Below are 25360 nucleotides of genomic sequence, written 5' to 3'. Positions count from 1 at the left end.
GACTATTTCTTGCTAGAAACATATTAAAGAAATTTAATTCTAATGAAATTAGCCATAACAGGAGCTTCGGGAAAAACAGGTTTTCGAGTAGCAGAGGAAGCTATATCAGCTGGATATGAAGTGAGATTGATAGTTAGATCACAGTCTGATATTCCTGAATCCATACAAGGTTGTGAAAGGTACGTTTTGTCAGACACTAATGGAACCACTCTTGATTATGCATTACAAGGTTGTGAGAGCCTAGTTATAGCAACAGGTGCGAGGCCATCTATCGATTTAACAGGTCCAGCAAAAGTAGATTATCTAAATATCAAAAAACAAATTGAAAGCTGTAAAAGACAAAAGTTAAATAGGGTTGTTCTTGTTAGTTCACTTTGCGCTGGGAAATTGATACACCCTCTAAATCTATTTGGTCTAATACTTATATGGAAAAGATTAGGTGAAAGATCTCTACAAAAAAGTGGTCTAGATTGGACTGTCATACGTCCTGGAGGTCTGAATGAAAATGAAACTAATTTAAAAAATCAAAATATTTTGTTCTCTGGTGATAAAACTCAAGAAGAAGGCTCGATTCCCAGAAGACTTGTTGCAAAAGCCTGTATAGAAGCTTTAAAAACAAAAGATTCTATAGAAAAAATCATCGAGATTACTAGTAGCGAAGAGAATCCCAAAACAAATATGAGTAAGGCAATAAAGGCGTTTAGTATTTGACTATAAAAACCAAAATTCACTATGAACACCAACGCTAAAATTGACGCGTTGCAGCTAATGCTTACTGATCTAAGAACACGGAACGAATCAATAAGACATAAAGCTGCATTCAAAGGATGCCAACCAGAATTCCAATCATTAGTTACGACACTTATTGACCAATTAGAAACTCAATTGAATGAAGAAAAACAAATTCACAGAGGAAAATTGAATTTTAATGGGTAAAAAATAAAATATTACCCTAACTCCAAGCAAGCCAAACCATATACATCATTCATAGAAACAGGAGGTTGAGAACCTCTATACATCCTGAAAGTTTCAGATTCTGATTTGAAACCTAATTTTCTGAAGACTTCAGAAGCTGACTTGTTTAGGCCAGGAGCGTCGATAATTATCAACCCAGGATGGCTTTCAATTAATTTCTTTAATAAAATTTGCAAAAGCATAGGAGTATCAGCCATTAAAGGACCAATTCTCCATCCATCTCCGTTTTGCAAAAGACATGGTCTTATCCGACCAAAACCATGACAGCAATTTTTCTTATCAATAACTGCTATTACCTTTCCAGCTGGATGATTGAGCCAATTCGATAAAAAATGAGGTCTAGGAGTTGTTTCTCTTTTTTCGTCAAATTTTTTTACGGCATCTTGAGGTATTGATGAGCCTTCAACAAAGCTGAAATCATCAAAATCATCATTCTTAGAGTATTCCTCAACTAATTTCCCATCACCCAACAATTGCCATCTTGTAGTTTTCGAAGATATCGTGAAGCCCCATTTTGAGTAATCAGTAATTCTCTCTGGCGCAGCCTCTAAACCAACACAGGGCAAATCACTTAAATGACTTAAAGCCTTTTTCCAAAGCTGAAGGCCAAAACCTCTACCTCTATACTCCTCAATTACTAAAAACAATCCAAGAAATCCGTAATATTGATTATATCGAACACCTGCAATACAACCAATAGGATTGTTATCCAACCAACCAACCCAAAGTCCCTGTTTATCAGTATTTTGATAAATTCTTAAATCACCAACTCCAGGCGCAAATCCTTCTTTTCGAGATATTTCAGTAACAAAATCAATATCTTCATCACAAAGAGATTTAATAGATAAAAGGTTATCCATAAATGATATTTTCTATTAATAACCTTAATAAAAATGAATTATAAATCTATAAATATGAGCAAAAATAAACATCTAGTTAAAACATATATATAATATTTATTGATAAATATATATTCTTTGATATATTATTCATATAGTACAAAGGGATTAGAAAAATTAATTAATCAACAAAATAGAACATATTACCATTATTAGATAGATTTAATAGCTCAGAATAAACACCAATAAACTGTTTATAATAAATAATTTAGAGAAAGTACAAATAGACATTTTATTACTAAAATAAATAAAATATCTATCATTAGTCAAAAAAAATATTAATATTTAATATAAATATAATCAAGAAGCATAATCTCTTAACCATTTAAACTTATTTGAGGACATGAATCAGTTGATTATATGTATCAACTTAAAGTTATTATGTATAACTCCTATTCAAAATTACTGGTTTATCATTTAAAAGGAGTTTGTTTGAAACTTTTAAAAGGTCACCAAAAGCGCTTATTAAGAATAATAAGTTATGATCTCTATACAACTAATTTAATGAATTATAAACGTCTACTCCTGAAGCAAATTATAAAAAGAATGTTCGATCAAATTAATGTTATTAGTAATTAAAACTTTTAGGTTATTCTTGCTCTAATTTCTTAACAATAAATGCCATTACGCCTAATGATAAGAAAAACATGAATATAAGAAACGTGGTCATGATTTTTCTCTATTAAGTCTGATTATAATATAATAGGTTCCTTATAGGCTATGCTTTAGTATTTTTAAACAATTTAACTACATAAGATTTTAGATGAAATGAACAAAAGAATTATGAACGCAAAAAGATTTATGACTTGGCCGAGGATTATAAATGGACTTACAATTTCAAGGATATTACTTGGATTGCCAATAATTATTACACTGAAAAATTATAACAATGAAGTTTTTATTTTTCTAATCCTGATAGCTGGTCTTACTGATTATCTAGACGGATATTTTGCACGTAAATATGATCATAAATCTGCTTTTGGCGCTAAGCTTGATCCTCTAGCAGACAAAATCCTTCTTATTGGTCCAATGATTTGGTTGGTTCATGAGAATCTAGTGCCGCTATGGGCTATATGGTTAATAATATCGAGAGAACTGTTAATAACTTGTTGGCGATCAGGTAAAACCTCAGGTGGTCCAGCGTCAATTCAGGCTAAATATAAAACTACATTTCAGTTTGCAAGTATAATTCTATTATTATGGCCAAAAAAGTGGGGTACAATTTATACAATCAATATTATTAATAAAATAGGCTATTTCTCATTCTGGATAGCATTGTTTCTTACTTTAAGTTCTGCTATCAATTATATATTCAATCAAAAAGAAGCTCATCAGAACTAAAATCAACTTGTTCGTGATTAGCTAATAGATAATCATTCTTATAGCTATCAATTAAACCATTTAACAAATCGAATTTGGGCTCCCAAGATAAATCTTTTTCAATTTTAGAAGTATCAGTAAAGAAATTAATTAACCGTAGAGGGAAAAGTTTTCTTGCTTTAGGATCAAGTTTTGATGGATCGAAAGAACGCAAATCAAAATCAGTGACTTTGTTTCCAGTAGCTAAAATTGCCGTTTCAATTAAACCTTTAAAAGTTACTGCTTTTCTTCCTGAACAGTTATAAATTTGATTATTCGCTTTATCTGTTTCAAGAGATTTCGCAATAGCCTCGGCCAAATCAGAAACATGTCCTAATTGCGTGATCGCTTGACCATCAAGAGGAACAGGAATAGATCGACCATTAGTTATACGATCAAAAAACCATTTTTCAATAGGGTTGTAGTTGCCTGGGCCATAAATATATGTCGGGCGAAAACTCGTAAAAGGAATACCTTCAGCCTTGAGCCAAGACTCTGTTTTTGCTTTACCTATATGACGGCTTGCAAGATCTATTGGACTATCTTCACCAACAGGAAATAATTGTGTGTTGTCATATACGCCTGCAGAACTTATGTAGATAAATCTGTAACTAGGAAGACCTGAAAATTTAAGAAGTCTTTGAGTATCCTCCAACTTTCGTCCAGAGCTATCAACAATCAGATCAAATGAATGATCAGATAGTTTTTTTAGATCCTCATCATTTGACCTGTCTCCCTTTAGGTGAGTTATATTTTCTGGTACTGGTAAATTTCCACGTGTAAAAACAAATATCTCATGTCCTTTTGATAACAAGTTCGAGACAAGGGATTTTCCTACAAACCTTGTTCCACCGTAAAAAAGAACTTTCAAGATCATTTATTAAAAAATTTATATTAAAGCCTATAGATAATCTCCCAGAGCTACATAAATGATGTTAGATGAATAGTAATAATTTTTTTCTTGATGGAAATCATACCTGCAATAGATCTACTGAATGGTAAATGTGTTCGACTAAATCAGGGAAATTATAATGAAGTTACTAAGTTCAATAGTGATCCTGTAAAACAAGCGGAAATTTGGGAAAGCAAGGGAGCAAAACGACTACATCTTGTAGATCTTGATGGTGCCAAGACAGGTGAGCCCATAAATGATCTAACTATAAAAGAGATAAAAAAATCTATTACAATACCTATTCAACTTGGCGGTGGAATTAGGAGTATTGATCGTGCGAAAGAATTATTCGACATTGGAATAGACAGAATTATTTTAGGAACAATTGCAATAGAGAAGCCCGAATTAGTTAAAGACCTATCTAAAGAATATCCAAAAAGAATTGCAGTAGGAATTGATGCCAAAGAGGGAATGGTAGCCACTCGAGGTTGGTTAAAACAAAGCGAAATATCTTCTCTAGACTTAGCAAAACAACTTAACGATCTTGACTTAGCGGCAATCATATCAACTGACATTGCTACCGATGGCACTCTAAAAGGACCTAATGTTCAAGCCTTAAGAGAAATAGCTGAGATAAGTATTAATCCAGTAATTGCCTCAGGGGGGATAGGTTCAATAGCTGATTTAATTTCACTAGCAGATTTCGCGGATGAAGGTATTGAAGGAATAATCGTAGGCAGAGCACTATATGACGGCTCAATAGATTTAAAGGAAGCGATTTTAACTCTAAAAAATCTTCTTCTGCAAGATGCTTTCAATGAGAAAGATAAATTTCTTGTCTAACATTTAAAAAAATGTTCAATCCTTTGGATTTTTGAAATAGGGCTGGAAGTATTTTTAAATCAAGTTATCTTAAAAAGGATAGGTTCTAGATTTAAAATTGATAGAAGAAAGAGCAAAACAAATTTTAATGATAGCGCCTTCACTGTTAGGCGAGTCATTAGCATTACAGCTAACATCTCAAGATGATAATTTAGAAATACTCCTAGACAAAAAAGATATAAATGGGTTGCCTAAACTTATTCTATTTTGCCTTGAAGAAGTAGAACTCTCAAACTCAATCAAACTAGAAATTCATAAGTTAAAAGAAAGATGGGAGCAATCTCCTGTCCTAATTGTATTACCAAAAAGTATTAAATTATCCTCTGATGATTTGATGACTTTTGGTAGTGAAGGAGTTATTCAAGATCCTACTGTTGAACTTTTAAGAGATACAATCAATATTTTGATTGGCGGCGGCAGAGTATTTAAAATTAATAATGAAACAAATTACAATGCTGACTCCATTCATAATTCATATGGCCTAGGACATTGGTTATTAACAAGTGGTTTATCACAAATAAATAAAGATCTATACACTATAGATCAAATAATAGCCAAGAAATCAATAAATACATTTTATCTTTTCATATTAATAGGTAGAAGAAGAGAACTATTAACAGCGAAGAGATTAATTCTCTGGTTATGGGGGCCGCTAGAGGTATTAATAGAGTCTCCCATTAAAAGTAATAACAATAAAAATATAATCAACAAATACAATACTGACATAACAATAAAAAATACCTCAACTAATGAATTATGGAATGTTATTTATAAACGGGTAAAGGAGAGACTTCAAGATGACCTGACAAATTCTACGGGCGAGCTAGCAGCTCTTTATTCATTAAATAAAAGCAAACGATATAATCTTTTAAAAACTCTTCTGAAAGAATTTTCAACTATTATAATCAAACTTGATTCTAAAGATAATCGAGAAAAAGGATTAGAGGAGATTTTACAATCAATTACTCCTGAATTACGAGCTAATACATTGCGCAATTTCATAGATTCATATGATCGTTTAAAAAAGAATGGTGTTGACGTTTTTATTTCAGACTTTCTAGTACATAATGCAGATCTTGGAATACTTGATGATGAACTACCATCAATAGCATTAATAATAGATCCAATACTAAATAATAAGCCGCTTCTTCTGGATGGAGACTATTTATCAATAGAAGACCCTAGATCTATTATTCAATTAGAAACATTTATTCTAAATTGGATATTCAGGACAGCTGAAATAGTTAGTGAAGAGATTATATCTTCATGTTCTGAATGGCCAGAATTACGTAAATACTTTCTAAATAAAGAATTAGTTTCAACAAGGGAACTTGAACGCAAACGAAATCATATAAATACAAATAATCAACTTCAAAATCTATTTAAAAAGCCGGTTAGATTATATGAAAGTAAAAGATTATATTATACAGTCAAAAACAATAAAATTGAAAAAATTATCACTCTTGAACCTAGAGATGATGAATTAAAGAAACTAGACTGGGCCCAAAGACAAATAGCATTTATAATAGAATTAAGAGATGCCTTGGCACCACAAGTACAGGCAATAATTCAATACTTAGGTGATTTAATAGTTCTAATCCTCACTAAAGTTGTGGGAAGATCTATAGGATTAATTGGTAGAGGTATCGCTCAAGGTATGGGAAGAAACTTATCCAAAGGATAATTGAATTATTAATAACTATAGCTATATTTGCTTTAAGACTTTAGAATTTAGAAAATAGTACATACATTGATTTTGTTAAGAATATTTTCCTCACTGCTTATACTTTTTCTTCTATTTGTTAATCCAGTTTATTCTGCTAGGGATACTGATAGCTATGATGGAAATATTTACCCAATATATGCTGGTAACGGATCATTAGTTCCACCGCAAAGCACATTATCAGAATCGTTAAAGAACGAAAGAACAAGTGTTTTAGTTTTCTATCTAGACGATAGTAGTACTAGTAAACAATTTGCCCCTGTAGTTTCAGGCATTAAGTTATTGTGGAGCTCATCTGTTGATTTAATTCCTCTATCAATCGATGAATTAGACAATGATGACCAGAAAACTTTTACGGACCCTGGCTATTACTGGCATGGGAAGATACCTCAGACAGTGATACTTGACGGAAAAGGCAATGTTCTCCTAGACGAAGAAGGTCAGGTATCTTTCGATAAACTTAATGATGCAATAACTAAAGCTACAGGTCTAAAGAAACCTGATTTTGATCTAGAAGTAAAAAGCTTTAACGAATACAATAGTGAGCCCTCTAAAGAAGGTTATAATAAACCTAGAGGCACCTAAAAATGTAATAAAAGTACTAACAATTTTTTAATAAATTATCAAATATTCTCATTAAAAATGTTATTAAATTCTCTTTTTTTCATAATAACCATATTTTTTTTAATTGAAATAAATCATTGTTTCAGACAATATTCGCCATTAGTTCTGAAACCCAAAGAATTTAAAAAAATCATATTCAATTCTAAGCACAAATATATTACTCGTGTTGAAATTAAAAATTCAAAGAAAAGAATGGAAGTTATGATTCCTTCTTTTAATGTTCATCCTCAGCTAATTGGTATAGATAAAAATGAGATAATAAATATTCAGACAAAAATCAAACCACTTCACACAGATGAAGAAGAACATCAAAATAATGACTATTGGACTGCATATATTTTAAAAGGGAAAAAATCGATATTTGTCGAAATTGAAATTGAATATGAAATTAAAAGTACAGCTATAGATAAGATTAAATGTTTGTGGCTAGATATAGAATGGGTTAATTACGGACCATTCGGTTCTTTCAAAAGATTCGATGGTTTTGTATTACCTAATTCTTTAGATATATCCAAAGCAAATTCTTCTAGTACTAATCTAGTAGATCCAATAAGAACTCATATTCTTGGCAGTTTAGATGATCCTATTAGAGTATTAGAATCCTACATGCCACCAAATTACTTGCCTACAGATATTCTTACAATTGGAGAGTCACCACTAGCCGTAATGCAAGGAAGATACATAGATTATAGGAACGTAAAATCAAATCTAATTTCAAGGATACTTTGCAAAGGATTTCACCCGACTAGTAGTTTAGCTACAGCTGCCGGAATGCAAACACTAATAAATATTTCTGGTCCAACACGCGTAATAATTTCATGGTTAATTGGAGGAATATTAAAATTATTTGGTGTTAAGGGTATGTTTTATCGTTTAGCAGGTGAACAAGCAAGATTGATTGATGACATCACTGGTACAACGCCGCCCTATGACAAAAGTATAGTTTTAGGGCCTAAAGATACTAAAACTTTTTGTATTAATGCCGCAAAAAAACTAAACGTTAATGTTGCTGTTGTAGATGTAAATGATTTAGGAAGAGTTAAAATTCTATCAACAAGTAATGTTGATAATGCTGAAATAATTAAAAGATCTTTAACATCAAATCCAGCAGGTAATGCTAACCAACAAACACCCCTAGTACTCATCAGATCAGATGAAACAGGTTAATAGTCACATGAAAGTTAAAAATATAATAAAATAATTAAATGAAAAATGATGACTCATTATCTTCGGATTTATCAATTGAGCCACTTAAGCTCAAGCATTTATCAATGCTTAGAGCTGACAATAATTCAAAATACCTTGGTATATTTCAAATTCTATTATGCAAAAAATGGTTTTCTTCATTAGAGTCCAGCTTAACTAATTTAATTCCTACTCGGAACTCAACATGTTTAGTAGCAGTAGAAAGATATAATATAATTGCATACATTTTAGCGACTCCAATAAATCGGAGAGGTACTTGTTGGTGTATATCAGAGCCATACTTTATAGGAGAATCAATATCCTTCAGTCGTTATAACTTATTACAGAATTTATTAAGAAAAGTTCTTTATAAAAGCAATATTAATACTCAAAGTTTTTTAACTTCTATAAAAACAAATGATAATCAAAATTTATCTGTTATTAGACAATCTGGTTTTCAACCGCTAAGAATAATAAAATATTGGAATAGAAAAGAAGATATTAAATATAGAAAAAAAGAGTATAAAGATAATTTCACCTGGGAAAAACTAAATGAAGAGAATAGTCAACAAATATGGAGACTTGAACAAGCTAAAGAGTCAATTAACTTTAGGTCAATTTTTGATAGGCAGTGGCATGATATTTATGAAAAAAGAAATACATTAACTGGTGTAATTAAATCAAAAGAAAATAATATTATCGCTGGGTTAATACCATCTGTTTGCCCCCAAAATAATTATTCATTAGAATTAATAAGAGGATTAGCTTGGGATGAAAGACTAAATCAATCTATTCCAAATAGAATTAATAATATGAAAGCTGGGAAAAGTAATTGTTATATAGAAACAACTAGTGAAGACAATAAATTAAATGACATTTTACATAAAAGTGACTGGGAAGTTTCAGAGGAGAGAGTTCTTCTAGGAAGAAGTATTTGGAAAAAACAAAATGGATATAAATTAAAATCTATCGAAACTGAACTATTAACTAATCTTGTAGGCAATTTACAACAACAACCGGAATTACCTTCAACTATTCATATTGAAAATAACAAATGATTCAGCCAAAACCCTGTTCAGTTTTGAGTCTTGATATTGGAGATAAAAGGATTGGTATTGCAGGTTGTGATCCACTTGGAATATCAATAACTCATCTCCCCGCAATTTTTAGAGATAGCTTTGAAAAAGATCTAAAAGAATTCGAGAAAATATGTTTTGACCGAAGAGTTGAAGGGCTCATTTGTGGTAATCCTCTTGATATGAATGGCATGGAAACTAAACAATCTATTCGATGTAAAAAATATGGGATTAAATTAGCTAAATGTTTAAAACTTCCTTTGGCTTTTATCAATGAACATTGTTCAACCGTAGAGGCTAAAGAAAAGTTCTCTTTAAAAAATGACAAGACTGGAAGAATAGATAGTGCAGCTGCCGCTATACTTTTACAACAATGGCTTATTGAGGGACCTGATCTGGATGACTCAAATTAAATTTTGAATATGATGTAAAAACATAATCAAATAAAACTAGACACAGATTAATAAGAACTCAACTATGTCAACAACAAATAAAAACGACCAAGTACCGACTCTTTTAGTTAAAGATTCTCAAGGTTCAGATCTCCTGTGTTTTCTTGAACAAGTAGTACCTCTTGAAGGCAATGAATATGCCCTGTTAACTCCAGTAGATACTCCTGTATCTCTATTTCAATTGATTGACGATCAAGATCCCAAGCTAATAGAAACAATTGAAAAGAATGAGCCAATACTTGAAGTAGCTGATGTTGTTCTTCAAGAACACGATCTTAGACTTGTTCGCTCAGCTATCACACTTACAGTCTCAGGCGAATTAGATGAGCCTGAACCAGAAGAAATTGAGGAAGAAGACATTGATGACGAGTCAGAAACCTACGAGCTACTTGTCAATTTTAGAGTTGAAAGTAATGAGTATGGTCTATACATTCCTCTTGACCCTTTCTTCATAGTCGGAAAGCTAGAAGATGGAGAAGTAAAGCTTGTTGAAGGTGAAGAGTTTGACAAGATACAATCAGGAATTGAAGCTGAACTTGAGGGAAGGGGATTATCAGAATAAACATTAAAGAATTACTTATTCCAAATTGGAAGGTAAACGATAAAATTTCAAAGATCTCGATAAATGATTTATCATCGAAAAACGTCAAAGCACTAATACTTGATGTAGATGGAACATTAATTTCTGGGAAAAAGCCGGTACTTTCAAGTGACATAAAAAATTGGATTGATAATTCAAAAAAATACTTTTATATTTACTTATTCAGCAATAATCCATCTAAAAGCAGAATAAAATTAATTGCTGATGAATTAGATTTAGAATTTACATGCTCTGGTGGCAAACCAAGTAAAAAAAAGTTAAAGAAGATAATAGACAAAATTCCATATTCATCAAATGAAGTAGCAATAATTGGAGATAGAGTTTTTACAGATATTCTTGTAGGCAATAGATTAGGAATGTATACAATATTGGTAGATTCGGTAGATTATTATGGAAAAAGAATTGAAAAAAATAATTTTCAATCCTTAGAAAGATACTTAGCAAGAATTATAACTGGAGACATTTTATGACAACCTGGGTAATAAAGATTGGCACAAGCCTTTTGAGAGGAAACGATAAATATACAACTTTTGATGTAATTAACGATTATTGTTCTTATATATCAAAAGCTCAAAGGAATGGCGATAAAATTATATTGGTTTCTAGTGGTGCTGTAGGACTTGGATGTCATCAAATGAGATTCAAGACAAGACCTAAAGAAATAATCTCTCTTCAAGCTTCTGCTGCAATAGGTCAACTTCATTTAATGGCTTTGTATGAAAAGGCTATGAGCAGTTTTGGATATAAAGTTGCGCAAATATTATTAACTAGGTCAGAATTAGGATCAAGAAATAGTTATAATTCTGCTTCGCAAACATTAAAAAGGTTGCTCGAATGGGATGTTATACCAATCGTAAACGAAAATGATATAACCTCAGATGAAGAGCTAAAGTATGGTGATAATGATACTTTATCTGCATTAGTTGCAACAGCTATATCTGCTGATCAATTAATATTATTAACTGATATCGATCATCTCTACTCTTCTGATCCCAAAATCAATAGTAAAGCTAAGCCAATCAAAGATATTAACAATTCAAAAGAATTAAATAATTTAGAACTAGCAAATGAACAAACTTCATGGGGGACTGGAGGAATAAAAACAAAATTAACTGCTGCAAAGATCGCCACTGAAAGCGGGATAAAAGTTCAATTAGCAGATGGCAGAGATCCGAAAATATTAGGCGAATTACTTGATGGAAAAAAAATAGGAACTGTTTTTCACCCCAATCCAAACCCTATCGGGAATAGAAAAAGTTGGTTGGCACATGCAATTAAACCAGTCGGAGAAATACACTTAGATGATGGTGCTAGTGAAGCTATCAAAAACAAAGGTGCTTCACTATTATTAGTTGGGGTAAAAAAAGTTAGTGGAGATTTTATTGCTAATCAACCTGTAAAAGTTATTAACACGGAAGGAGAGGAATTTGCTAAGGGAATTTGCTCAATGAGCAGTGATGCTATAAAGATAGGAATTAATTCAAGATCCGAAACAACAGGATCTCCTCTAGTTATCCACCGAGATGTTCTGGTTCTAACAAGTGAATAACTCAGATAACAATAGTAATTTTCACTTCCCCAATTAAATCAAATCATGCAATTCATTGAAATTGTCGAAAAACTGAAGAAAGGTCAATCTGGTGTCGTTGACTTTAAAATAAAAAACAATCCAGTTATTTTAACCGCAGCTTCTTTAGAAAATGCCAAGGATAATGACATAAGTTTTCTAGACAATAATAGTCCATTAAATCTTAGAAATCTCATAGAGACTTCAAAAGCATCTGCTCTATTATTACCAGCAAATGATACTTATATTATTGAAATAGCAAAGAAAATTTCAGTTGATTGGATAATACTTAAAGAGCCCAAGATTGCTTTTGCTGAAACATTAGAGTTTCTTTATCCTTCTAATGTGGAAAGTGAAGGCATACATAAAAGTGCGGTCATCGGTCAGAATGTAAAAATTGGTCTTGGAGTTTCAATCGGAGCTAATGCTTATATTGGAGATAATACAGAAATTGGAGCTGGGACTATCATTCATGCAGGAGTTGTTCTATATAGAAATGTAAGAATTGGTTCCAAAAATTTAATTCACGCAAATAGTGTTATTCATTCTGGATCTAAACTTGGTGACAAGTGTGTAATTAATGCCAATGCTGTTATTGGTGGTGAAGGTTTTGGATTCGTGCCCACATCAAATGGATGGAAGAAAATGCCTCAAGTGGGAATAGTTATTTTAAAAAATAAAGTAGAAGTTGGTAGTGGATCAACGATTGATAGGCCTTCAGTAGGAGAGACAATAATTGGTGAAGATACAAAAATTGATAACCTAGTTCAAATTGGTCATGGAGTAACTACTGGTAAAGGATGTGCTATGGCTGCTCAAGTTGGAATTGCTGGAGGAGCACAGATTGGAGACGGAGTTATTCTTGCTGGACAAGTTGGTATCAGCAATAGAGTTAAAATTGGCGATGGAGTGATAGCCAGTTCTAAAACAGGAATAGTATCAAATATCGAGGCAGGAACTGTTGTTAGCGGCTTCCCAGCTATTCCAAATAAATTATGGTTGAGATGCTCTGCTAATTTCAAAAAACTACCTGAGATAGCAAAAGCTATTCGTCAATTAGATCGAAAAAAATCCAGGTAAGTTTTCTTCTTGATTAAGAACACAAAATGAAGTCTTACAAAATAACATTATTGCCAGGAGATGGAATTGGTCCAGAGATAACAAACGTCACTCATAAAATCCTTGACCTAGTCTCAAGGAAATTTGGCTTTGAAATCAAATTTAAAGAAATGCCTTTCGGGGGATCAGCAATAGATTCAGATGGTATCCCCTTCCCAGATAGAACTCTTCAAGAATGTAAGAACTCTGATGCTGTTTTGTTAGCGGCAATAGGAGACCCAAAGTATGACGAATTACCTAGAGAGAAAAGGCCTGAGACAGGCCTACTCAATCTCCGATCTTCTTTGGATCTTTTTGCAAATATAAGGCCAGTAAAAATAATTCCATCCTTAACAAAAGCAAGTAGTTTGAAAGAAGACTTTGTTAAAGAAGTTGATTTAGTAGTAGTTAGAGAACTTACCAGCGGTATTTACTTTGGAGAACCAAAAGGAAGGATAAAAACAGATAAAGGAGAAAGGGCATTTAACACGATGACATACACCTCCGAGGAAGTGAATCGAATAGCAGAAATTGCTTTTAAATTAGCCAAACAAAGAAATCAAAAAGTTTGCTCAGTTGATAAAGCTAATGTTTTAGATGTAAGTCAACTATGGAGAGAGGAAACAATATTGGTGTCTAACAAATACAAAGATATAGAACTTACGCATCAATATGTAGACAATGCAGCAATGCAACTTGTTAGAAATCCAAGCCAATTTGATGTGATTCTTACAGGTAATTTATTTGGAGATATTCTTAGCGACATTGCAGCCATGCTGACAGGATCAATTGGCATGCTTCCTTCTGCTTCGTTAACCACTGATGGGCCAGGTGTCTTTGAACCTGTTCATGGCTCAGCTCCTGACATCGCAGGAAAAGATATAGCTAATCCAATAGCAATGCTCTTATCTGCTGCAATGATGTTAAAAATTGCCCTTAATGAAACAGAAGCGGCAACTTTTTTAGAAAATGCAATTAACGAAATTCTTAATGACGGTTATAGAACTTCTGACTTAATGAGCATTCAGACGACTAAACAGGTTGGTTGCTCTCAAATGGGTGAACTATTGGCGGAAAAATTAAAATAATTAGTTCACAAATTAAAAAACTCTTCGAATAGTTTCACTTTGAGGGTCAGTTGACCTGTAAAAATGAAAGTCAATACATAAGCGTCGATGTCAAAGCTTCACCCAGTAGTAGCTGTAACTGGTTCATCAGGAGCAGGAACAAGCACCGTTAAAAGAGCTTTTGAGCATATATTTGCTCGGGAAAAGATTGTTCCTGCAGTTGTTGAAGGAGATAGTTATCACCGTTTTGAAAGAATGCCTATGAAAAAGGCAATGTCTGAGGCACTTTCAAGAGGTGAAAACTTTTCTCATTTTGGACCAGAGGCAAATTTATTCGACAAATTAGAAGACCTATTCAGTCAATATGGAAAAACTGGCGGGGGTCAGAAAAGATATTATTTACATAGCCCAGAAGAAGCCGAGGAACACAACACTCGTTTAGGAACAAAATTAGATCCAGGTCAATTCACTCCCTGGGAAGATATTCCAACAGGAACCGACCTTTTGTTTTACGAGGGACTACATGGTGGAGTAGTAGGAAAAGATTATGATGTGGCCTCATTCGCTGATTTACTTGTTGGTGTAGTACCAATTACCAATCTCGAATGGATACAAAAAATCCATAGAGATAACGCAGAAAGGGGATACTCAGCCGAAACTATCGTAGATACGATTCTGAGAAGAATGCCTGATTACATTAATCACATATGTCCGCAATTTAGCCTTACAGATATTAACTTCCAGAGAGTACCGACCATTGATACGTCCAACCCATTTATCTGCAGAAACATTCCAACACCTGACGAAAGCTTCGTAATTATTCATTTCAGAAAAGGTTCAAGAGAAAAATGGGGAATTGACTTCCAGTACTTATTAGGAATGATTCACGATTCCTTCATGTCAAGTCCTACAAGTATTGTTGTTAACGGAGGGAAAATGGGATTTGCTATGGAGCTTATTCTTACACCTATTATTCATAAAATGATAGAAGAGAAAAAGGCGGCAGGATAACAAATTCAATCAATCAAAGCTAATAATATCTATTATTGATAGATAAAGTAAATAATTAATAGTGATTATCATATCGTTTACTTTTATACTTTTATATATTTTGTTTTCTATATCGATAGAAGATATAAACACAATGCTAATAAGTGAAAGTAAATTAATAATCTTTGCCCTATCAGGTATTATTTACTTGGCATGTCTAGGCTTGTCAAACGACAAAATAGATATTACAGACTTAATAACAAATAATTCTTTATCAATGATTATTATCTTCATAATAATGTATTCAATAAGTTATATAAGCTATAAAATCTTTGGAATAAATTCATTAGGCCTGGGTGATATAAAACTCTCTTCAATTAGTACAATATGGCTTGGTATTGAATTCAGCTTTTTGTCATTGTGTATTTCATTTTTACTTTCAGCTATATATAGTTTACATGGAAAAATTACTAAAAGATTTATACCATTTGAACAGTATCCATTTGCGCCTTTTCTATCAATTGGGATATTTTCTTCATGGATTATAGATAAGATTCAAACTTTGTAATCCCTTTAAGGGGACTCAAGGTATTAAATTAATTTCAATCACAAAATAGCAGTGTCATTATTCGACTGGTTTGCTGATAGAAGGAAAGGCCAATTTGTTGGCAAAGTCACTCAGGAATCTGAAGAAAGTGATGGACTATGGGAAAAATGTCCAGAATGCGGACAAGTAGTTTATAGAAAAGATTTAATAGATAATTGCAGTGTTTGTAGTAACTGTGGGCATCACAATCGAATAGATAGTAAAGAGAGAATAAGACTAATTTCTGATCCAAATACATTCAAATCAATCAATAATCATTTAACTCCAGTTGACCCTCTTGGTTTTAAAGATCGACGAGCTTACGCAGACAGGCTAAGAGAAAGTCAAGCTGGCACTGGTCTTAAAGATGGTGTTTTAACAGGGACATGCGAAGTTAATTCTATTCCTATGGCACTAGCCGTAATGGACTTCAGATTCATGGGTGGCTCAATGGGATCTGTTGTAGGAGAGAAGATCACAAGGCTTATCGAACATTCAACCAAAGAAAAGCTGCCATTGCTAATTGTTTGCGCTTCGGGTGGTGCGCGAATGCAAGAAGGGATGTTAAGTCTGATGCAAATGGCAAAAATTTCAGGGGCGCTTGAACGACATAGAGATGCACAGTTGCTCTATATGCCTTTACTTACACATCCCACCACTGGAGGAGTTACTGCTAGTTTTGCAATGCTTGGAGATTTAATACTTGCAGAACCCAAAGCACTTATTGGATTTGCAGGGAGAAGAGTAATTGAACAAACACTTAGAGAAAAACTTCCTGATAATTTTCAAACAGCAGAATATCTTCAAGATCATGGTTTCGTAGATACCATTGTACCAAGAACAGAACTTAAAGAAACTTTGGCAAAGATACTTCGATTACATAAGACACAAGTAGTAAAATTACAAACTAATGCTTAAAATAAATCAAAAAATAAAAAATAAATTTGATCTACTCTTGAATATATTAGTGTTAATATTATTAATTTTTTTCAATAGTACAAATATAGTATATGGAGCCAATACTAATTGGGTTGAAGTTAGTCGAATGCCTACGGGAGTTCAATATTTAGATAGAGATAGTATTAATATTGAAGAAAATGGAATAATAGAACTAACTACAAAATACATAAAAATCGCCCCTAGTACTTCAAAGGAAATAGAGGAGAATATTTATATAATGAAAATCAATTGTATGACTAATAAATTCAAAGATATTTCAGTTAATGGTAAAAAAAATTTATACCCAAAATGGGAAGACCCTAATGGGGATAAACTATTAGATGATGTGATTTCAGATAGCTGCGAAAATGTTTAAACTCATAAATTATTTAAAAGAATGATCAATACAGATCATCCGATTCGCATAGCAATTGCAGGGCTAGGTTTCGGTGAAAGTGTTCATATTCCTGCATCATTATCTAATAAGAATATTGAGCTTGTGGGATTGTGGCATCCTCGGCCAGAAAGGCTTAAAGAAGCCTGCAATAAGCACAATCTTCGTGCCTACGAGACCTGGGAGGATTTAGTAAATGATTCCAAAGTAGATGGAATAATCATAGCTACTCCGCCAGCACCCAGATACGAGCTTGCACTAGAGGCAATTAAAGGAGGAAAACATCTTTTACTTGAAAAGCCAACTTGTTTAAATGCTTATGAGGTGATGGAGCTTCAAAGAAACGCTCTCAAAAGAAATTTAAAAATAGCTGTTGATTACGAATATCGTGCCGTTCCGCTATTCATGCAAGCAAAGCGAATAATTACCGAGAAGAAACTAGATGAACCATATTTTGTAAAGCTTGATTGGCTAATGAGTAGCAGGGCTAATCCAGATAGGCCATGGAATTGGTATTCAGATGAAAATTCTGGTGGAGGGGTACTGGGAGCCTTGGGAACCCATGCTTTTGACATGATTCATTGGCTAATTGGTCCTACTCATTCTTTGAGCGCAATAAATTCAACTTCAATTGAAGAAAGAGAGTGTCCACAATCAAAAACCATTAAAAAAGTGACAAGTGAAGATGTAAGTATTTCTCAACTACAAATAAAAAGCATTAACAACAATTTAATTCCAGCCCAAGTAAATTTATCTGCAGTAACAAAACAAAGCAGGGGTTTTAGTCTGGAAATCTATGGAAGCAATGGAACTCTTGTTCTTAGCAGCGAGAACCAGAACGATTATGTTCACGGATTTGGGCTTTGGTACTCAAACAAAGGAGACGTTCTTAAAAATATCCAACCTGACTCTGACCTATCTTTTTCAAAAATATGGACAGATGGTCGAATAGCTCCAGTAGCAAGAATACAAAACTGGTGGGCTCAAAGTATTGCAGATGGAACCCCAGTAATTCCAGGCTTAGTAGAGGGATTAGCTAGCCAAATAGTTTGCGATAAGGTAAAGGAATCAAACTCAATAGGTATGAAGATAGAAATCAATTGAAGAAATCCAATTCAACTCAAGTAAAAATAATTTTTAGAATTAATTATTGGATTAAAAAAAAATAAAAAACTTTTTAAGTGTAATAAGCAACAAAAGGGGCCTTCAATATGGAATAATCTTAATGAAATTTTTGTTGCATAAATGGCACTCTCGTACTACGCAGAAGAACTAAAGAAGACCGCAAGTGCCATAGCCCAGCCAGGCAAAGGGATTCTTGCTGTTGATGAGTCAACGAAAACAGTAGGTAAAAGGCTTGCTTCAATTGGTGTTGAGAACTCTGAAGAGAACAGAAAAGCTTATAGAGGTATGCTTTTCACAACAGAAGGTCTTGGAAACTTCATAAGTGGAGCAATTCTTTTTGAAGAAACTCTTTTCCAAAACCATCCTGATGGTGAGCCAATGGTTAAGAAGCTTGAAAAGTTAGGCATTATCCCAGGAATCAAGGTTGATAAAGGTCTAAGACCATTAGCCGGTGGCCATGATGTTGAGACCTTCTGCTCAGGATTAGATGGACTTGTTGAAAGAGCTGCTGACTACTACGAGCAAGGTGCAAGATTCGCAAAATGGAGAGCAGTACTTCAAATAACAGATGATGGTTGTCCTTCTAAACTTTCTATAAGGGAAAATGCTTGGGGTTTAGCTAGATACGCTAGATCAGTACAAGAATCTGGCTTAGTTCCAATTATTGAACCAGAAATCCTAATGGACGGTTCACATTCAATTGAAAAGACTGCAGCAGTCCAAGAAGAAGTAATCAAGGAAGTTTATCTAGCTTGCCAAGTAAACGGAGTTCTTCTAGAAGGAACTCTCCTAAAGCCATCAATGACAGTACAAGGTGCTGACAGCTCAACAAAAGCTGATCCACAGCAAGTCGCTGAGATGACAATACGTACAATGGAACGATGCGTACCAGCAAGTGTACCTGGTATTACTTTCCTTTCAGGTGGCTTGAGCGAGGAAGCAGCATCAGTTTATTTAAATCTGATGAATAAGATCGACAGAAAGGCTAAGTGGAATGTTTCATTCTCATATGGTCGTGCTTTGCAACATTCATGTCTAAAAGCATGGAAAGGCAGCAATACTGCTGATGGACAAAAAGCACTTATTGCAAGGGCTCAAGCAAACTCTGAGGCATCAAAAGGATTGTATGTTGCAGGTTCTCAGCCTTCTTCTGATGAACAGTTATTTGTAGCTGGATACAAGTACTAAACCAGATCAGCTAAAAAAGCTGCTATCTCTTTTTGATAGCAGCTTTTTTAATGCTTAGATTTATAAATTCAAGAAAGGAGAGTACTAAGAATTGATTTACCATCAATATCGCCCAAAGCATCATCACAAGCTCTTTCAGGATGTGGCATCATCCCCAAAACATTTCCCTTTTTATTTGTGATTCCAGCAATATCATGAATTGATCCATTTGGATTATCTGCGTATCTAAGAGCAACCGAGTCATCATCCTGCAATTTTTTTAAGACGTCAGAACTACATTGATATCTCCCCTCTCCATGTGCAATAGGTAGTGAAATAGAATCATGTTTTTTATAGTTTTTCATCCAAGTAGATTTTGTACTTTCAATAGATAAATTTGCTCTATCACAAATAAAATGAAGGTTCTTATTTCTTGTCAAAGCTCCTTGCAAGAGTCCTAGTTCAGTAAGTATTTGAAACCCATTGCAAATGCCAAGAACTTTTCCACCTTTATCAACAAAAGAGATTAAAGAATTTAAAACAGGGGCAAACCTTGCAATGGCTCCACAACGTAGATAATCTCCATAACTAAAACCCCCAGGGATGACAATCGCGTCAAAACCATCTAAATCAGTAGTCTCATGCCAAAGAAAACTTGTAGGAACTCCAAGGCATCCCTCAGTAGCCCACCTAACATCCCTGTCGCAATTTGATCCAGGAAAAACAATAATTCCGATATTCATATTATTTAATTCTTAAGTGCTTTCTGTTCGTCCTTAAATTCCAAAGTCCAATCCTCAATTACGGGGTTTGCAAGTAATCGATCACTCATTAACTCAATCTTCGAACGTGCATCATCCTTGTCTGCTGCTTCTATCTCAAGTTCAATAGATTTACCAATTCTTAGCTGAGTAACTCCATCTATTCCTAATCTCTTTGTGGCTGACCTAGTAGCTTCTCCAGCTGGATCCAAAACAGAAGGTCTTAAATGAACAAAAACTCTTGCTTTAAATAAAGACACTTTTAAAAATCAATGGAATTTTACTTTCCTTGGTTAACCCAAGTTAATAAGCTTGCAGAATCATTCTAGATAATATTTGATAAATTTCTAATTGATATTTTCTTTCTGCACATCTACGTATCCTTTTCCTAGGCATGGAAGACAGGTGTGATAACAATTTGCACTAGTTTTCATGTAACCGTTACCTCCACATTTATCACAGGTAATTTTGATCAGAGTACTAGCAATACTTTGAACTTTATGTTTTTTGGTAGCAGAAGATGCTTGGCTCACGACGATGATGTCCGCTTGGAAGCTATTAATTTCGTTTGTAGAGAGAATTATCTCCTAACTCACACAGAATCGCGGGAAAAACAAAAAAAACAACCGATTTTTAACATAAGTATGGGAAATTACTTTATACGAGTGCTTATGCATAAAGAATTTACAACAGCTTCTTTAACTCCCTCTCTCAAACTCAAAAAGACAATATCAATACCTGACTGACGAGGTTGCCAAGCGTTTTCATTAGCCGCCTCAAACCATGAATTAAATCGTGGGCCAACCATTTGGATCTGAAGAGGCAAGGCTTTGCCTTCAATCCAGCATTTACCTTTTACTCGAAGAATTTGATATTCCGGGACAAGTCTCAAAAACATCTCTCTCAAAACATCTTGATCAATTGGGGTTTCCATTCTTAAATGATCACTAATTACATCAACATGGTCATGGTCATGGTCATGGTCATGGTCATGGTCATGGTTTTGGTTTTGGTTTTGGTTTTGGTTATTTTGATCTAGACGATAAATATTATTTTGTTCTTTACAAAGACCAAGAATGACTGATGGTTCAATTATTCCATTTGATATAGGCAGAACATTAGCATTTGAATTTCCTCGTTTTTTTACCTCTTCTTCGACAAATAAAAAATCTTTCGCAGAAAGCAAATCAGACCTACTAACTAGTACAAGATCAGCAGAGATCAATTGATCTCTAAAAAGCTCATCTATTGGAGTTATGTGATCAATACTATTATCATTTGTCATCTGTTCATTAATACTCTTTAAATCACTTACTGGGCTTCCATTTGAGAGAGCATATCCATCAACTAAAGTGACGACTCCATTAATAAAAACCTTATTTCTTATTGCCGGCCAATTAAGAGCTTGAAGTAAAGGCTTTGGCAAAGCAAGCCCACTGGTTTCAATAATGATTCCATCAAGCTGATTTGATCTAAGAAGCAAAGCTTCCATTGCAGGAAGGAAGTCCTCTTGAACAGTGCAACATAAGCAGCCATTATTTAACTCAACTATTCTTTCATCTACTTCATCATCAGGGCAAAGCCCACAGTTTTTAAGAAGGTCTCCATCTAAACCAACTGTTCCAAATTCATTAACAACTACAGCTAGACGTTGATTCCCTTCACGTAAAAGATGCCTCAAGAGAGTTGTTTTACCAGAACCTAAGAATCCTGTAACTACCGTAACTGGTAGACGATTAGCGCTCATTTTTATTTTTGTTTAATAACTCAGCATCCAAGGCTGTAACTGGTATCCTCATCAGTCTTTGAATTTGTTCCAGAAGCCATGTTACATAGTTCTTTTTGTTGTATTCGACTTATCACCGCATCTGTAAAATCGGCTCCTTCAATAAGAGCATCTGTGAAGTTACTTTCCATCAATAATGCACCATTGAAGTCGACATCCCTTAAATCAGCTCCTTCAAAATCGCTTGCATATGCCAATGCGTCATTTAGCTGAGCACCATGCAAATCTGCTCCATTCAATTTACTGTTATTAAAAACTGCTCCTGTAAGGTTTGATTCACTAAAATTTATTCCCTTCAGATCTAATTTTACGAAATCATTTCCACTTAAATCTTGGCTAGACATATCTTGGGAAATATTGAGTTCTTCTAGATTGCGAATCTCAGCAGGCGTCCTAGCGAAAACACTTTTAGCAGGGAGTACCAAAACAACTATAAGTAATACAGCAAAAATAATTGCTTTAAAATCCGAGATGAAAGAAGTTTTTTTGTTCATAGGAGCTTAAAAGGACTTTTAACAGGTAATTTACTTATTCACGTTATGGCACATAAGGCCAAGAATGAATCATGTCAATGAGCTTAAGAGTAATAGTTCCTCCACACCCACTCATATCACATTGGTTAACTATTTTAAGGAACCCTACTACCCCAGAAATCCTTTATGCAACTGGCCTAGAGCAACTTGGCACCTGGCTCACTTATGAAGCGCTTAGAGATTGGATCCCAAGTAAAAAAGAGCAGATTACAACTTCAACTGGAACAACTGAATGCTCAATTATTGATCCCGATATACCTATTTTAGCAATTCCTTATTTACCCGCTGGGCTTGACCTCTATAGAGGTGCGAGAAATTTAATTCCAAATTCAAATTTGTGTATCGGAGGTCCACCTAAAGAAATTGAAGAAAATGCTGGAATTATTTTTTACATCGACCAAATAACAACAGGTAAAAATCTTTTAAAAGATTTAAATTATTTAAAAGATAAAGAAATTGATTCAAGAAGGATAAGGGTAATCACAGCATTAGCCGCTAATCAAGGACTTAAAGAAATAGGAGAATATATTCAAGATTTGAATATTTATTGTGCTTGTATAGATCCTGAATTAATATCAGAAAGTGAATTATCGCCTGGAATTGGTGATCCATCATTACGTATCAAAACCAGAGTCACCTCATCGCACTAGCATTTAACGAAGTTATTAAAAGTTATGAGCCAATACCGAGATTCAAATTCAGGAAGTTTGGCATCATTAATTAGTGGTGCCGTACTTGGAGCTGCAGGTTTAGCTTGGTGGTTACTTTCAGAAGCCGAAAAAAGGCAAGAGACTAGAAAGCAAAAGGCAATGCTCTATGCACCTAGAATTCAAGATGGCTCTGAGGCAACTGAATTAGCATCTGATTCGCTAGGGAATCAAAGCAATGAGCACTTAGAGCAACGTGTTGAACAGCTAAATTCGGCCATAGCAGACGTTCGCAAACAATTAGAAGACCTAGGATCTTCCAATTGATACTAATTTTCTAAACAATTAAATAGAAATCAAATGCTTAGATCAAATGCAATAACACAGGGTATTCAACGATCACCAAACCGAGCAATGCTTAGAGCTGTTGGGTTTGATGATAATGATTTTAACAAGCCAATCATTGGAATAGCTAATGGGCACAGCACAATAACCCCATGCAATATGGGATTAATGGATTTAGCTAATAGAGCAGAGTCAGCGTTAAAAGAGGCTGGTGCAATGCCTCAAACTTTCGGAACCATAACTGTTAGTGACGGCATTTCCATGGGAACGGAAGGGATGAAATACTCATTAGTTTCAAGAGAAGTTATTGCAGATTCAATCGAGACGGCTTGCAATGCTCAAAGCATGGATGGGGTGTTAGCGATAGGTGGATGCGATAAAAATATGCCAGGAGCAATGTTATCAATGGCAAGAATGAACATACCTTCGATTTTTGTTTATGGGGGGACAATTAAACCTGGGAAATTAGACGGTTGCGACTTGACCGTGGTGAGTTCATTTGAGGCTGTCGGTCAATTAGCAAGCGGAAAAATCGACAAAGATCGTTTAATAGCTGTAGAAAAAAATGCTATCCCTGGACCAGGCAGTTGCGGAGGGATGTTTACTGCTAATACCATGTCTGCGGCAATAGAAACGATGGGTTTTAGTTTGCCATTTAGTTCAACAATGGCTGCAGTAGATGATGAAAAAGCAGAAAGCGCTGCTGAAAGTGCTCAGGTCCTTGTAAATGCAGTAAAGAATAACATCAGGCCATTAGATTTACTTACGAAAGAAGCCTTTGAGAATGCAATCAGTGTCATCATGGCTGTAGGCGGCTCAACAAATTCTGTCCTTCACCTACTTGCTATAGCTAGGACTGCAGGAGTTGATTTAACGATCGATGACTTTGAACGTATAAGGCAGACTGTTCCTGTGATTTGCGACCTCAAACCAAGCGGTAAATACGTAACAGTCGACCTACATAAAGCTGGTGGGATTCCTCAAGTAATGAAATTACTCCTCGATGCAGGAATGCTACATGGAGAATGCAAAACCATTGAAGGAAAAACAATTAAAGAAGTTCTTAGAGATATCCCCTCAAAGCCCAAAGAAAATCAAGACGTTATAAGACAAATATCAAACCCTATTTATAAAAAAGGACATCTTGCTATTCTCAAAGGAAATTTAGCAAGTGAAGGAAGTGTCGCAAAAATTAGTGGTGTAAAGACTCCCGTTTTAACCGGGCCTGCAAGGGTCTTTGAGAGTGAAGAAGAATGCTTAACTGCCATTCTTGACAATAAAGTAAAAGCTGGAGATGTAGTCGTCGTTAGGTATGAAGGACCTGTAGGAGGGCCTGGGATGAGGGAGATGCTCTCTCCAACCTCAGCGATTGTAGGTCAAGGTTTAGGAGAGAAAGTTGCACTAATTACTGATGGTCGATTTAGTGGAGGATCATATGGATTAGTGGTTGGCCACGTTGCTCCAGAAGCAGCCGTCGGAGGAACAATTGGATTAGTAGAGGAAGGAGACAGTATTACCGTTGACGCTAATAAATTGTTAATTCAATTAAATGTCGAAGAGCGAGAACTAGCTAGAAGAAAACAGAAATGGGAGAAGCCAAAGCCTAGATATAAGACAGGCATTCTTGGGAAGTATTCCAGATTAGTAAGTTCATCAAGCCAAGGAGCGACAACTGATCAAATATAAC

At 34.4% G+C, this 25360-nt stretch carries 30 protein-coding genes; 23 read left to right on the top strand and 7 right to left on the bottom strand.

The genetic code is table 11. The annotated features are described in order from the left end of the window. The first annotated feature begins 42 nt into the window (after window positions 1-42). Together PMN2A_RS03990 and PMN2A_RS03985 are read left to right on the top strand one after the other, a co-directional pair. The gene (locus PMN2A_RS03990) at window positions 43-711 is read left to right on the top strand and encodes an SDR family oxidoreductase (RefSeq protein ID WP_011293743.1); all 669 of its coding nucleotides are present in this window, start codon (window positions 43-45) and stop codon (window positions 709-711) included. A 21-nt stretch (window positions 712-732) separates the two neighbouring features. Further along, complete coding sequence (locus PMN2A_RS03985; protein WP_011293742.1) at window positions 733-936, top strand: hypothetical protein; 204 nt, start codon at window positions 733-735, stop codon at window positions 934-936. A gap of 11 nt (window positions 937-947) precedes the next feature. Here PMN2A_RS03985 and PMN2A_RS03980 read toward each other — a convergent pair whose 3' ends face one another. Continuing rightward, window positions 948-1835 carry a GNAT family N-acetyltransferase gene (locus PMN2A_RS03980; protein WP_011293741.1) on the bottom strand — a complete coding sequence of 296 codons (888 nt, stop codon included), beginning with the start codon at window positions 1833-1835 and terminating at the stop codon, window positions 948-950. A gap of 822 nt (window positions 1836-2657) precedes the next feature. On the opposite strand from PMN2A_RS03980, the gene pgsA reads away from it, so the two are divergent. Continuing rightward, window positions 2658-3215 carry a CDP-diacylglycerol--glycerol-3-phosphate 3-phosphatidyltransferase gene (gene pgsA, locus PMN2A_RS03975; RefSeq protein WP_225866332.1) on the top strand — a complete coding sequence of 186 codons (558 nt, stop codon included), beginning with the start codon at window positions 2658-2660 and terminating at the stop codon, window positions 3213-3215. Here the strand turns inward: pgsA and PMN2A_RS03970 are convergent. Next, complete coding sequence (locus PMN2A_RS03970) at window positions 3187-4110, bottom strand: NAD-dependent epimerase/dehydratase family protein (protein ID WP_011293739.1); 924 nt, start codon at window positions 4108-4110, stop codon at window positions 3187-3189. The two genes, pgsA and PMN2A_RS03970, sit on opposite strands and share 29 nt — an antisense overlap. 87 nt (window positions 4111-4197) lie before the next feature. Here PMN2A_RS03970 and hisA point away from each other — a divergent pair, with 87 nt between their 5' ends. From hisA to PMN2A_RS03885, 17 genes are all read left to right on the top strand, one after another. After that, the gene (hisA, locus tag PMN2A_RS03965; RefSeq protein ID WP_011293738.1) at window positions 4198-4968 is read left to right on the top strand and encodes a 1-(5-phosphoribosyl)-5-[(5-phosphoribosylamino)methylideneamino]imidazole-4-carboxamide isomerase; all 771 of its coding nucleotides are present in this window, start codon (window positions 4198-4200) and stop codon (window positions 4966-4968) included. Between the two features lie 127 nt (window positions 4969-5095). After that, entirely contained in the window at window positions 5096-6691 is a 1596-nt protein-coding gene (locus PMN2A_RS03960; RefSeq protein ID WP_011293737.1) for a DUF3685 domain-containing protein, read from the top strand. Between the two features lie 66 nt (window positions 6692-6757). After that, window positions 6758-7315, top strand: coding sequence for a thylakoid membrane photosystem I accumulation factor (locus PMN2A_RS03955; RefSeq protein WP_011293736.1), 558 nt, complete (start codon window positions 6758-6760; stop codon window positions 7313-7315). 240 nt (window positions 7316-7555) lie between these two features. Next, window positions 7556-8521, top strand: coding sequence for a hypothetical protein (locus PMN2A_RS03950; protein WP_225866331.1), 966 nt, complete (start codon window positions 7556-7558; stop codon window positions 8519-8521). Window positions 8522-8559: 38 nt separating this feature from the next. Then, entirely contained in the window at window positions 8560-9597 is a 1038-nt protein-coding gene (locus PMN2A_RS03945; protein WP_011293734.1) for a hypothetical protein, read from the top strand. Continuing rightward, a complete protein-coding gene (gene ruvX / locus PMN2A_RS03940; protein WP_011293733.1) occupies window positions 9594-10028 on the top strand; it encodes a Holliday junction resolvase RuvX in 435 nt (144 codons plus the stop codon). Before PMN2A_RS03945 ends, ruvX begins: the two co-directional genes overlap by 4 nt. Window positions 10029-10092: 64 nt before the next feature. Then, entirely contained in the window at window positions 10093-10629 is a 537-nt protein-coding gene (locus PMN2A_RS03935) for a DUF3727 domain-containing protein (protein ID WP_011293732.1), read from the top strand. Then, the gene (locus PMN2A_RS11085) at window positions 10617-11138 is read left to right on the top strand and encodes a YqeG family HAD IIIA-type phosphatase (protein WP_071813622.1); all 522 of its coding nucleotides are present in this window, start codon (window positions 10617-10619) and stop codon (window positions 11136-11138) included. Before PMN2A_RS03935 ends, PMN2A_RS11085 begins: the two co-directional genes overlap by 13 nt. After that, complete coding sequence (proB, locus tag PMN2A_RS03925) at window positions 11135-12217, top strand: glutamate 5-kinase (protein ID WP_011293730.1); 1083 nt, start codon at window positions 11135-11137, stop codon at window positions 12215-12217. The genes PMN2A_RS11085 and proB overlap by 4 nt, the downstream gene beginning before the upstream one ends. Window positions 12218-12262: 45 nt before the next feature. After that, window positions 12263-13315 (top strand): UDP-3-O-(3-hydroxymyristoyl)glucosamine N-acyltransferase, encoded by a 1053-nt coding sequence (lpxD, locus tag PMN2A_RS03920; protein WP_011293729.1) that lies wholly within the window; start codon window positions 12263-12265, stop codon window positions 13313-13315. 26 nt (window positions 13316-13341) lie between these two features. After that, complete coding sequence (leuB, locus tag PMN2A_RS03915) at window positions 13342-14421, top strand: 3-isopropylmalate dehydrogenase (protein ID WP_011293728.1); 1080 nt, start codon at window positions 13342-13344, stop codon at window positions 14419-14421. An 87-nt stretch (window positions 14422-14508) separates the two neighbouring features. Next, on the top strand, window positions 14509-15411 hold the full coding sequence (locus tag PMN2A_RS03910; RefSeq protein ID WP_011293727.1) for a phosphoribulokinase: 903 nt from the start codon (window positions 14509-14511) through the stop codon (window positions 15409-15411). A gap of 61 nt (window positions 15412-15472) precedes the next feature. Beyond that, complete coding sequence (locus PMN2A_RS03905) at window positions 15473-15958, top strand: prepilin peptidase (RefSeq protein WP_011293726.1); 486 nt, start codon at window positions 15473-15475, stop codon at window positions 15956-15958. A 51-nt stretch (window positions 15959-16009) separates the two neighbouring features. Next, complete coding sequence (gene accD / locus PMN2A_RS03900) at window positions 16010-16894, top strand: acetyl-CoA carboxylase, carboxyltransferase subunit beta (RefSeq protein ID WP_011293725.1); 885 nt, start codon at window positions 16010-16012, stop codon at window positions 16892-16894. Continuing rightward, complete coding sequence (locus PMN2A_RS03895; protein ID WP_011293724.1) at window positions 16887-17291, top strand: hypothetical protein; 405 nt, start codon at window positions 16887-16889, stop codon at window positions 17289-17291. The genes accD and PMN2A_RS03895 overlap by 8 nt, the downstream gene beginning before the upstream one ends. A 21-nt stretch (window positions 17292-17312) precedes the next feature. Continuing rightward, window positions 17313-18413, top strand: coding sequence for a Gfo/Idh/MocA family protein (locus PMN2A_RS03890; RefSeq protein ID WP_011293723.1), 1101 nt, complete (start codon window positions 17313-17315; stop codon window positions 18411-18413). A gap of 141 nt (window positions 18414-18554) precedes the next feature. After that, window positions 18555-19622, top strand: a complete 1068-nt coding sequence (locus tag PMN2A_RS03885) for a class I fructose-bisphosphate aldolase (protein WP_011293722.1) — start codon at window positions 18555-18557, stop codon at window positions 19620-19622. Window positions 19623-19690: 68 nt separating this feature from the next. On the opposite strand, the gene purQ is transcribed toward PMN2A_RS03885, so the two are convergent. The 5 genes from purQ to PMN2A_RS03865 form a co-directional block, all read right to left on the bottom strand. Next, window positions 19691-20344, bottom strand: coding sequence for a phosphoribosylformylglycinamidine synthase subunit PurQ (gene purQ, locus PMN2A_RS03880; RefSeq protein WP_011293721.1), 654 nt, complete (start codon window positions 20342-20344; stop codon window positions 19691-19693). Window positions 20345-20349: 5 nt separating this feature from the next. Further along, on the bottom strand, window positions 20350-20622 hold the full coding sequence (purS, locus tag PMN2A_RS03875; protein ID WP_011293720.1) for a phosphoribosylformylglycinamidine synthase subunit PurS: 273 nt from the start codon (window positions 20620-20622) through the stop codon (window positions 20350-20352). An 87-nt stretch (window positions 20623-20709) separates the two neighbouring features. Then, window positions 20710-20895, bottom strand: coding sequence for a hypothetical protein (locus PMN2A_RS10070; protein ID WP_011293719.1), 186 nt, complete (start codon window positions 20893-20895; stop codon window positions 20710-20712). Window positions 20896-21014: 119 nt separating this feature from the next. After that, entirely contained in the window at window positions 21015-22109 is a 1095-nt protein-coding gene (gene cobW / locus PMN2A_RS03870) for a cobalamin biosynthesis protein CobW (RefSeq protein ID WP_011293718.1), read from the bottom strand. Window positions 22110-22129: 20 nt separating this feature from the next. Further along, on the bottom strand, window positions 22130-22642 hold the full coding sequence (locus PMN2A_RS03865) for a pentapeptide repeat-containing protein (protein ID WP_011293717.1): 513 nt from the start codon (window positions 22640-22642) through the stop codon (window positions 22130-22132). Between the two features lie 71 nt (window positions 22643-22713). Here PMN2A_RS03865 and PMN2A_RS03860 point away from each other — a divergent pair, with 71 nt between their 5' ends. From PMN2A_RS03860 to ilvD, 3 genes are read left to right on the top strand one after another with little or no spacing between them, the layout of a single operon-like run. Then, window positions 22714-23331, top strand: a complete 618-nt coding sequence (locus tag PMN2A_RS03860; protein ID WP_011293716.1) for a uracil phosphoribosyltransferase — start codon at window positions 22714-22716, stop codon at window positions 23329-23331. Window positions 23332-23355: 24 nt separating this feature from the next. Then, window positions 23356-23655, top strand: coding sequence for a membrane protein (locus tag PMN2A_RS03855; RefSeq protein WP_011293715.1), 300 nt, complete (start codon window positions 23356-23358; stop codon window positions 23653-23655). 33 nt (window positions 23656-23688) lie between these two features. Beyond that, on the top strand, window positions 23689-25359 hold the full coding sequence (ilvD, locus tag PMN2A_RS03850) for a dihydroxy-acid dehydratase (RefSeq protein WP_011293714.1): 1671 nt from the start codon (window positions 23689-23691) through the stop codon (window positions 25357-25359). Window position 25360 lies beyond the last annotated feature (1 nt).

Origin of the sequence: Prochlorococcus marinus str. NATL2A (assembly GCF_000012465.1) — a bacterium.
Classification (GTDB): Bacteria; Cyanobacteriota; Cyanobacteriia; order PCC-6307; family Cyanobiaceae; genus Prochlorococcus_B; species Prochlorococcus_B marinus_B.
Note: the sequence above shows the minus strand (reverse complement) of the source record. Positions and strands in the feature narration are given on the sequence as shown.